7 protein-coding genes and 1 pseudogene are annotated in these 10035 nt (G+C 70.8%); 6 read left to right on the top strand and 2 right to left on the bottom strand.

What is annotated here, in order from left to right; all coding sequences use genetic code 11:
• The 6 genes and pseudogenes from ABZY12_RS33925 to mmsB all read left to right on the top strand — a co-directional run.
• A pseudogene (locus ABZY12_RS33925) lies at positions 1 to 168 on the top strand (mandelate racemase/muconate lactonizing enzyme family protein); the annotation flags it as partial.
• Positions 165 to 1175: an alcohol dehydrogenase catalytic domain-containing protein gene (locus ABZY12_RS33920; protein WP_356897241.1), complete on the top strand. Its 1011-nt coding sequence runs from the start codon at positions 165 to 167 to the stop codon at positions 1173 to 1175. The pseudogene ABZY12_RS33925 and the gene ABZY12_RS33920, both read left to right, overlap by 4 nt.
• A 124-nt stretch (positions 1176 to 1299) precedes the next feature.
• On the top strand, positions 1300 to 2271 hold the full coding sequence (locus ABZY12_RS33915) for a hypothetical protein (RefSeq protein ID WP_356897239.1): 972 nt from the start codon (positions 1300 to 1302) through the stop codon (positions 2269 to 2271).
• 2 nt (positions 2272 to 2273) lie between these two features.
• Positions 2274 to 3383 (top strand): multiple monosaccharide ABC transporter substrate-binding protein, encoded by a 1110-nt coding sequence (gene chvE / locus ABZY12_RS33910; RefSeq protein WP_356897237.1) that lies wholly within the window; start codon positions 2274 to 2276, stop codon positions 3381 to 3383.
• The gene (mmsA, locus tag ABZY12_RS33905; RefSeq protein ID WP_356897235.1) at positions 3380 to 4936 is read left to right on the top strand and encodes a multiple monosaccharide ABC transporter ATP-binding protein; all 1557 of its coding nucleotides are present in this window, start codon (positions 3380 to 3382) and stop codon (positions 4934 to 4936) included. Before chvE ends, mmsA begins: the two co-directional genes overlap by 4 nt.
• Before the next feature lie 8 nt (positions 4937 to 4944).
• Entirely contained in the window at positions 4945 to 6174 is a 1230-nt protein-coding gene (gene mmsB / locus ABZY12_RS33900) for a multiple monosaccharide ABC transporter permease (protein WP_356897233.1), read from the top strand.
• Between the two features lie 354 nt (positions 6175 to 6528).
• Here the strand turns inward: mmsB and ABZY12_RS33895 are convergent, their stop codons facing one another.
• Together ABZY12_RS33895 and ABZY12_RS33890 are read right to left on the bottom strand one after the other, a co-directional pair.
• On the bottom strand, positions 6529 to 7581 hold the full coding sequence (locus ABZY12_RS33895; RefSeq protein WP_356897231.1) for a rhamnogalacturonan acetylesterase: 1053 nt from the start codon (positions 7579 to 7581) through the stop codon (positions 6529 to 6531).
• A gap of 15 nt (positions 7582 to 7596) precedes the next feature.
• Positions 7597 to 9999, bottom strand: a complete 2403-nt coding sequence (locus ABZY12_RS33890; RefSeq protein WP_356897243.1) for a Tat pathway signal sequence domain protein — start codon at positions 9997 to 9999, stop codon at positions 7597 to 7599.
• Positions 10000 to 10035 lie beyond the last annotated feature (36 nt).

The raw sequence follows: 10035 nt of genomic DNA, 5'->3' as shown, positions 1-10035 counted from the left end.
ATCGTCACCGGCGCCCCCCAGATCAACCCCGAAACCGGCTGCTTCCCCATCTCCCACGCACCCGGCCTCGGCATCGAACTCGACACCGACGCAGCAGCCGAACACCCCCAACAACAAGCCCGCTTCGACCTCTGGGCCGAAGGCTGGGAACGGAGGCAACCCAAGTGAGCCGCGCGATCGTCGTCGACACACCGGGCGAACACCGCCTGGTGCGACGGGAGTTGCCGGAGCCCGGGCCGGGTGAGGCACGCGTACGGGTGGCCGCGGCCGGGATCTGCATGAGCGACCGCGAGGTGTACGACGGACACCGGGACCCGGGCTATGTCCGCTACCCGGTCACCCCCGGGCACGAGTGGTCCGGGACGGTGGAGGCGGTCGGCCCCGGGGCCGACCCCGCGCTGGTGGGACGCCCCTGTGTCGCCGAGGGCTTCAGGTCCTGCGGGATGTGCGAGCGGTGCCGGTGCGGGGAGACCAGCCTCTGCACGGCCGGATACGCGGAGACCGGCTTCACGGAGCCGGGCGCCTTCGCCGACCATCTGGTCGTCCCCGTCCGGCTGTTGCACCTGCTGCACGACGAGGCGGACCTCAGGGCCGCCGCGCTCCTCGAGCCCGCCGCCGTGATCGCCGCCGCGGTGCGCGCCGGCCGCCCCCGCCCCGGCGAGCGGATCGCCGTCGTCGGCGCGGGCACCCTCGGGCTGCTCGCCGTCCAGCTGCTCGCCGCCTCCTCGCCCGCCGAGCTCGTCGTCGTCGACCCCCGGGCGGCCCGAGGGAAGCAGGCGCTGGCGCACGGAGCGAACGAGGCCCTGACCCCGGACGAGGCCGCGTCGGCGACCGGCCGCTTCGACCTGGTCGTGGAGACGGCCGGGGCGCCGTCCACGGCGGCGGCCTCCTGCCTGCTGGCCCGCAGGGGCGGACGGGTCGTCCTGACCGGGATGTTCACGCCGGGCGCGACCGGGATCGATCCCGTCCACCTCTCCCTCAGCCAGCTGGAGGTGCGCAGCGTCTTCGGGGCGTCCTCCGCCGCCTGGGCCGATGCCGTACGGGCCTTCGGCCTCGGACTGCTCGATCCGGCCGCGCTGATCACCCACGAGTTCCCGCTGGAACGGTTCGCGGAGGCCGTCGCACTCGTCGGCGGCGGCGACCCCGGGACCGGCAAGGTACTGCTGCGCCCCTGAGCGCGGCACACCGAACGTACGGCGGTACGGGAAGCCCTGGCGGCCCCGTACCGCCGTACCCCCACCGCACCGCCGCGCACCCCCTCCCTCGGACCGCGTCCGACCTGCCGAACAAAGGACATCCGTGACCGCTCCACCGCAACCGCCCCGCCGTCCGGGCGCCGACGCGCTCGCCCGCATCGGCCATCCCGTCCCACCGGCCGATCCGGCCGACGCCTCACCGCACTCCTTCCCCGACGGGGGCACCTGGCGCACCGAGGTTCCCTCCGTCGAGGGGCCGGAGGCGCTGGCCACCGTCCTCAAGGAGAGCTCCCGGCTCGACGTCCCCGTGCACCGGGTGAGTCAGGGCAGCGGGATCTGGATGCTCACCGACGCCGAGATCACCGAGATGGTCGATGCCTGCGCCGAACGGGCCATCGAGCTCTGCCTGTTCACCGGGCCGCGCGGCACCTGGGACACCGGCGCCGCCACCCGTACCGACTCCGGCGGCGCCGGGCTGCGGGCGCGCGGGCATGACGCGCTCGCCGGCTGCGTCGAAGACGCCCTGCGCGCCACGGAGTTGGGCGTGCGCTGTCTGCTCGTCGCCGACGAGGGGGTGCTGTGGACCCTGCACCGGATGCGTGCGACAGGCGTGCTCCCCGCGGACACCACCTTCAAGGCGTCCGCGCTCATCGGCCCCGCCAACCCCGCTTCGTACGCCGTGTACGAGCATCTCGGCGCGGACTCGCTCAACGTCCCCTCCGACCTCACCCTGGAGCACCTCACCGAGATCCGCCGGGCCAGCCGTGCCCCCCTGGACCTCTATGTGGAGGCCCCCGACGACCTAGGCGGCTTCGTCCGGATGTACGAGGCCGCGGAGCTGATCCGCCGGGGGGCGCCCCTCTACCTGAAGTTCGGCCTCAGCAAGTCCGCCGGCATCTACCCGTACGGCGCCCATCTGCGCGAGCACACCCTCGCCACCGCCCGCGAGCGGGTCCGGCGCGGGCGGCTCGTCCTCGATCTGCTGGCCCGGCACGGTGCCGACGCCGGTATGTCCCCGCTGGGCTCCCGGCTGCCCGGCGAGCTCCGGCGTTTCCCCGCCCCCGAAGGGAACTGACCATGCGCACCCGCACGTTCCGGGCGGCCGCCCTCGCCTCCCTGCTCGTCCTCGCCCTCACCGCCTGCGGCCAGGAGGCCCGCGGCGGCAGCCGCTACCAGCCCGACAGCGGCAAGGGCGGCACCATCGGCCTCGCCATGCCGACCAAGGCGTCGGAGCGGTGGATCGCCGACGGCGAGAACATGGCGAAGCAGTTCCGGCAAGCCGGCTACGAGACAGACCTGCAATACGGCGACGACAAGGTCGAGAACCAGATCGCCCAGATAGAGAACATGATCACCAAGGGTCGCCGACTGCTGGTGGTCGCCGCCATCGACGGCTCCGCGCTCACCGACGTCCTGAAGCGCGCCCACGACGCGGGCATCCCCGTGATCTCGTACGACCGGCTCATCATGGGCACGGAACACGTCGACTACTACGCCTCCTTCGACAACGAGCGCGTCGGCGAGCTGGAGGCGCGGTACATCGTCGAACGGCTGAAGCTGGGCGCTCCCGCCAAGAACGCGGGCAAGCCCTACGACATCGAACTGTTCGCGGGCTCGCCGGACGACAACAACACCCGCTACTTCTGGAACGGCGCCATGAAGGTGCTCCAGCCGTACCTCAGCAGCGGACAGCTCGTGGTCCGCAGCGGGCAGACGCGGATGAACCAGGCGACCACGCTGCGCTGGGACGGCGGCACCGCGCAGAAGCGGATGGACGACCTGATCAGCAAGAACTACGGCGCCGAGAGCGTCGACGCGGTCCTCTCCCCCTACGACGGCATCTCCATCGGCATCATCTCCGCGCTGAAGAGCGCCGGTTACGGGACGGCGGACCGGCCGCTGCCGATCGTCACCGGGCAGGACGCCGAGCTGGCCTCCATCAAGTCCATCATCCGGGGCGAGCAGACGCAGACCGTCTTCAAGGACACCCGGAAGCTGGCCGCCCGGGCGGTGGCCATGGGCGACGCCGTACTGGACGGCAGGAAGCCCGAGGTCAACAACGTCAAGGACTACGACAACGGCGAGAAGATCGTGCCGTCCTTCCTGCTGGACCCGGTCAGCATCGACAAGTCCAACACGCAACTCCTCGTCCGCGAGGGGTACTTCACGGCGGGACAGCTGTCATGACCCGGCCCGTGCTGGAGATGCGCGGCATCACCAAGACCTTCCCCGGTGTCACCGCGCTCAGCGAGGTGAACCTGACGGTCCGGCCCCGTGAGATCCACGCGCTCTGCGGGGAGAACGGAGCGGGGAAGTCGACCCTCATGAAGGTGCTCAGCGGGGTTCATCCGCACGGCAGTTACGAGGGCGAGATCCACTTCGAGGGCGAGCCGGTCGCGTTCAGGGACATCCGGGCGAGCGAACGCCACGGCATCGTGATCATCCATCAGGAACTGGCGCTCATCCCCCATCTGTCCATCGCCGAGAACATCTTCCTCGGCAACGAACAGGCCCGACGGGGAATCGTCGACTGGAACGACACCCTGCGCAGCGCCCGCCGTCTCCTGGACCGGGTCGGGCTGCGCGAGAACCCGCACACACCGGTCGCCGACCTGGGTGTGGGCGGGCAGCAGCTGGTGGAGATCGCCAAGGCGCTCTCCAAGGACGTGAAGCTGCTCATCCTCGACGAGCCGACGGCGGCGCTCAACGACGAGGACAGCGCGGCCCTCCTGGGCCTCATCCTGGAGTTGCGCGACCAGGGCGTCGCCTCCGTCGTCATCTCGCACAAGCTGAACGAGATCCGGCGCATCGCCGACTCGGTGACGGTCCTGCGGGACGGCCGCACGGTCGAGTCCCTCTCCGTCCGCCCGGCTCCGGACGCGGCGCCGGAACTCTCCGAGGACCGGATCATCCGCGGCATGGTCGGCCGCGACCTCGACCACCGCTTTCCCGAACGCACCCCCTACGAGGGCGACGACGCCGGCCGGGTGGCCCTGGCCGTGCGCGGCTGGACCGTCCGTCATCCGGTCGACCAGCGGCGCACCGTCGTCGACGACGTGTCCCTGACCGTCCGCCGGGGAGAGATCGTCGGCATCGCCGGTCTGATGGGCGCCGGCCGCACCGAGCTCGCCATGTCGGTCTTCGGCCGCTCCTACGGACGGTACGTCTCCGGATCGGTGGAGATCGACGGCGAGGAGGCGTCGACCGGGACCGTTCCGGCCGCGATCGACGCCGGGCTCGCCTATGTGACGGAGGACCGCAAGCGGTACGGCCTGAATCTCATCGACACGATCCACCGCAACGTCTCCCTCGCCTCACTGCCGGGAATGCGGCGCCGCGGCGTGGTCGACGAGCACCACGAGCGGCAGGTCGCCGAGCGCTACCGCGCCTCCATGAACATCAAGACGCCGACCGTCTTCGAGCAGGTGGGCCGGCTCTCCGGCGGCAACCAGCAGAAGGTCGTGCTCAGCAAGTGGATCCACGCCGACCCCCGGGTGCTGATCCTCGACGAGCCGACGCGCGGCATCGATGTCGGCGCCAAGTACGAGATCTACACCGTCATCGACCGGCTCGCGGCACAGGGCAAGGCCGTGCTGTTCATCTCCTCGGAGCTGCCGGAGCTCCTCGGGATGTGCGACCGGATCTACACGATGGCCGAGGGCCGGCTGACCGGTGAGGTCACCCGCGACGAGGCCACCCAGGAAAGACTGATGCGCCACATGACCATGAGCAGGAGCTGAGGCCCGCCATGACCACCACGACCCCCTCCACGCGGGACCCGAAGACGGCGCGGCCCGAGCCCCCGTCGGCCGGTGCGCTGCTCCTGCAGGCCGTGCGGGCCAACATGCGCCAGTACGGCATGCTGGTCGCGCTCGCCTTCCTCGTCGTCCTGTTCCAGATATGGACGGACGGCACGCTGCTGCTGCCGAACAACGTCTCCAACCTGATCCAGCAGAACAGTTACATCCTCATCCTGGCCATGGGCATGATGATCGTCATCATCTCCGGTCACATCGATCTCTCCGTGGGGTCCCTGGCCGCGTTCGTCGGGGCGCTCTCGGCCGTGCTGATGGTGCGGCACGACATGCCCTGGTTCCTGGCGCTGGTGCTCTGTCTGCTGGTCGGCGCGATCGCCGGTGCCTGGCAGGGCTACTTCATCGCGTACCTCGGCATCCCGTCGTTCATCGTGACGCTCGCCGGGATGCTCCTCTTCCGCGGTCTCACCCAGATCTTCCTGGAGGGCCGCTCCCTGGCGCCGTTCCCGGAGGGTTTCCAGAACATCGCCAAGGGCTTCATCCCCGAGATGGGCCCCTACACGCAGTACCACAACCCGACCCTGGTCCTCGGTCTGCTCACCGTCGTCCTCCTGCTGCTGCGCGAATGGCGCGACCGCAAGCGCCAGCTGGCGTACGAGCTCGAGGTGCTGCCCGCCGGTCTGTGGACGCTGAAGTGCGTGGCCATGACGGCGGCGGTCGTCGCCTTCACCCTGACCCTGGCGAGCTTCCACGGCGTGCCGATCGTCATGATCGTCATGTGCGCGCTGCTGATCGGCCTGGGGTACGTGATGCGCAACGCGGTCGTCGGACGCCATGTGTACGCGCTCGGCGGCAACAAGGCGGCGGCCAAGCTCTCCGGCGTCAAGGACAAGCGGGTCACGTTCCTGGTCTTCGTCAACATGGGCGTCCTCGCGGCGCTCGCGGGCTGTGTCTACGCGGCGCGGCTCAACGCGGGCACGCCGCAGGCGGGTCTGAACTTCGAACTGGAGGCGATCGCGGCGGCGTTCATCGGGGGCGCGTCGATGAGCGGCGGTGTGGGCACCGTGATGGGCGCCGTGATCGGTGGTCTGGTCCTCGGCGTCCTGAACAACGGTATGTCGCTGGTCGGCATCGGCACCGACTATCAGCAGGTCATCAAGGGCCTGGTGCTGCTGGCGGCGGTCGGGTTCGACGTCTGGAACAAGCGCCGCGCGGGCCGCTAGAAGGGCGGCGGAGAACCGCGTTCGACCGACGACGTCCGATCGACGCCGTTCAACGGACGATGCTCGACGGACGATGTTCCGCGGCACGGGCGCCGCGTCGGTGCCCGTGCCGCGGACGTGTTCGTAGCGGACGATGTCGCGCGCCGGTTCGGGGCGCTGCTCCGGATCCTCGGTGATCTTCCCGTGGTCGACCGGCATCACCACGAGGTTGTAGTCGGCGCCCCGTTCGTTCTGGCGCAACGTCACGGTGCCGTCGAGGAGACGTCGTGGCGGAGTTCTCGTTCACGTTCACGGCGCTCGCCCGGGGCGCCTCGTGACCGAGACGTTCCCGGCGGGGCCGGGGGCGTCTCCCCCTCAGCGGATCAGCCGCTCCGGGACGATTCCCTGGGCGCGCAGCTCTCCGAGCACGAGCGCCGCGTACTCGGTGGCGCCGCGCACCGAGGTGTGGGTGTTGTCCCGCTTCTCGGTCGTCAGATAGAGCGCCTTGGACGCCTCGGGGCCCAGCTCCTCGACCCTGGCCTTGGTGAGGGCGGTCAGGTCGACGAGCGGGGTGCCGAGGTCGGCCGCGAGGCGTCGGATCTCGGCCGGGTGGTCCACGCCGAGGCCGTTGACCAGCAGGGCGGTGCCGTTGTTCAAGGTGCCGTCGGCGTTGAACCAGCGGCGGACGATCGGCGTCACCAGCACGGGCCGCCCGCCCTGGGCCCGTACCCCTTCGACCAGGGTGGTGAGGTTGGCGCGGTAGGTCGCCGCGTCGGTCTGCTTGTCGTTGTGGGCGAGCTGGATCAGGACGGCGTCACCGCGGCGGACGAGCGGCCGGACCGTCGGGAAGAGAGCCGGGTTCGCGAGGTAACTGACCGTGCTCTCACCGGAGTCGGCGTAGTTGGCGACCGCGATGCCACGCTCGAGGTGGCGCGGCAGCTGCTGTCCCCAGCCGGCGTACGGCTCGCCCGGCTGGTCGCACACCGTCGAGTCCCCGATCAGGAAGATCCGCGGCGCGGCGGGGGCCGGGGTGACCCGCAGGCCCGCGAGCCGCGGAGCGGCGCCCGCGAACGTCAGATCGAGACCGGGGCTTCCGGCGGGGCCGGTGGGCTCCCCCTCCGGGTCGCGGACGTGCACGGTGACATGGCGCTTCGTACGCTCCCCCGCGGCGGTGGCCGTCTCGGCCAGCAGCGCGCGGCGGGTCTCGGCGGTGACGGAGGTGCTGCCGGCGGTGTCCCCGCCGAGGGTGACCGTGACGTCGTACGTGCCGGGCGGGAGGTCGACGTGGCAGTCGACCGGGCCGGTGCCGGTGACATCGCAGTGTTCGAGGCCGTTGCCGTACGGGCCGTCGGCACGGGCCGGGGACGGGGCGGCGGCCAGGGCGACGGCGACCGTGGCGACGGCCGTGAGCAGGGCGGTGCTTCTCATCGTTGCCTCTCCTCTCTATGCGGGCAGGCTGTCGCCGACGAGGGCGAGGTTCTGGATGGCGGCGAGTCCGAACAGCGCCGTGGTGTTGGTACTGATCCAGAGGTGTTCGTAGCCGGGTTCCAGGGCGGCCGGGCCCTGGACGGGGGTCTTGTCCCAGACCATCGCCGAGGTGTAGCCGTCGCTGGAGTGGAACTTGGCCCAGGCGCGCTTGGCGAGGGCGGGGTCGTTCAACTGGGCCGCGGCGTACGCGTCCTGGCGCGAGTGGCCCTGGAACAGGAGCAGGGTGCCGAAGTTCTTGCCGTACCGTGCCGCCTGTTCGGCCTTGGAGGCGTTGAAGTAGCGGCAGTAGTCCAGCCACGCCTCCTTGAACTTCGGCATGTCGACGAGGTCGATGAGCTCGGCGCACATCTCGACGAGTCCGAACATGGCGGAGAGGTGGGAGACGCCGACGGCGGGCTGGGAGGCGATGGCGAACCGGCCGGTGTCGAGGTCGTACAGGCCGGTGCCCTGGACGAATCCGTTGGGCTGGGCCGCGATGGTCTCCATGGTGGAGCGCAGTCGGGCCTCGGCCTTGGCGGCCTTGGGGCCGCCGCGCTCCCACTCGGTGAGCCAGGCGGCGGCGAGTCCGCTCCAGTCGGTGCCGAAGCCGATGGAGAGCGCGTGGCGGTCCGGGGTGTAGGGCTCGGTGCGGATCTTGCGGATGGGGTCGAGGGCGAGGAAGGTCTCGTCGGAGTCGACGAGGGCGTGCATCAGGTCGCCGACCCGTTCGTCGGCGGTGAGGTAGTAGTAGGGACGACGGTAGACGGCGGTGGAGATGCGCTGCTGCTTGGCGCTGTCGGCGAAGTGCTGGACGCCGTGGCGCGTGCCGAGTCCGGCCCAGGTGCCCAGGTGGTAGACGTCGACCTCGCCGGTGTGGCGGGTCATCGCCTCGGCGAAGCGGAAGATGTCGGAGCGGCCGGAGCGCAGATAGGCGTACCAGAGCCACAGGTCGGGCGAGAGTTCGGAGTTGTCCCAGGCGTAGCCGCCGACGTCGTACCGCCACTGGTGCCGGTCCTCGTCGTAGGTGTGCATGATGTCGCCGTAGTCCCAGAAGCCGTACCAGCGGCGCTGTTCGGCCTGGTCCTTGTAGTACGTGAAGAGGTAGTCGAGGTGGTCCTCGATCGTCGCCTTGGCGGGCGTGGAGCGGTCGACGGGGGCGAAGAGGCCGCCGAACACCTTGGCGCGGCTCAGGTCCTCGGGGCTCGCGGCGAGCTGGGGCGGGGTGCGGACGGCGGCGGCCTGGGCGACGAGCGTCTCGGCCGTGGGCGTGGCGGCGTTGGCCCAGAACATCAGCTCGCTGGTGCGGGCGATGCCGTACGGGGTGCCGAAGCCGGGCTCGTAGTCCTCGTACGTGATGTTGAGGCCTTCGAGTTGTTCGGGGAAGGTGTCCTGGCCCATGCCGTCGTGGTAGAAGCGCAGGTCCATGGGCTGGGCCTCGGGCGACCAGAGCCAGAGGGTGACCTCGGCGGCGTCACCGGCGGCGCCCCGGATGTCGAGCTGGGCGGGGTGCTTCTGCCAGAAGTCGCGCAGCCCGAAGGAGAATCCGCCGCTCGGCCCGCCGACGTAGCCGAAGCCGTTCGCCCGGCGGCCGCCGCCGGCGGGGATCCAGCCGTGGCCGGGCTTGGTGCGCTTGCGCAGTGTGAAGCCGTCGGCGGAGAGCTGGGAGAGGGTGTAGTCGCCCCAGGTGGGAATGTACTGCAGCCGGGTGGTGACCCGCTGGTCCCAGGTGGCCGGGTCGGGCAGCTTCTCGCCCTTGACCTGGGCCTTGCGGACGGCGGCGCCGGGGTCGCGGCGCAGTCCCGTGATGCCCTGGACGGCCTCGGTGAGGAAGCCCGCGTCCTGGCCGGCGATGCGGATGTGGCGGTCGTAGGCGGCGTCGCGCATCGGGACGGTGAAGCGGACCCCGAGCCCGCGGATGAAGTCCTTGTTCTGGTCGCCGTCGTACGTGATGGTGTGCACCATCCGGAAGGAGTCGGCGCCGGCGTAGAAGTAGAGGCGGACGCTGAACGGGAGCCAACTGCGGCTGCCCTTGCGGTGCTTGCCGTCGATCCGGACCACGGCGCGGACGGGGCCGCGCTGTTCGACGGTGGCGCCGCTGATCTCTCCGTCGAACCGCTCCCACTTGGCGTTGCCCTGGTCGCCGTCGTCGAGGTCGCTCTGGCGCAGCAGGACGAGCCGCCCGTCGGTGGCGATCTTCGTCGCTCCTCGGGTCACGGACTCGACGAGCTTCTCGCCGTCGCGGGAGATGACCGCCGTGACGGTGCCGGTGTCGACGGTGATGCGGCGGCCGGTCTCGGTGACGGCGATCCGCGCGGCGGTGGCCCTGATCGTCGAGTCCGTCGTGCTCGGCCCGTACACCCAGGGCCCCGCCCGGGTCACCCCGGGAACGGTCCTGGTCGTGGCGGCCTGCGGCCT

The sequence above is a fragment of the Streptomyces sp. NPDC006551 genome, from assembly GCF_040611675.1.
GTDB lineage: Bacteria > Actinomycetota > Actinomycetes > Streptomycetales > Streptomycetaceae > Streptomyces.
The sequence above is the reverse complement of the archived record's forward strand: the minus strand, read 5'-3'. Positions and strand labels throughout refer to the sequence as shown.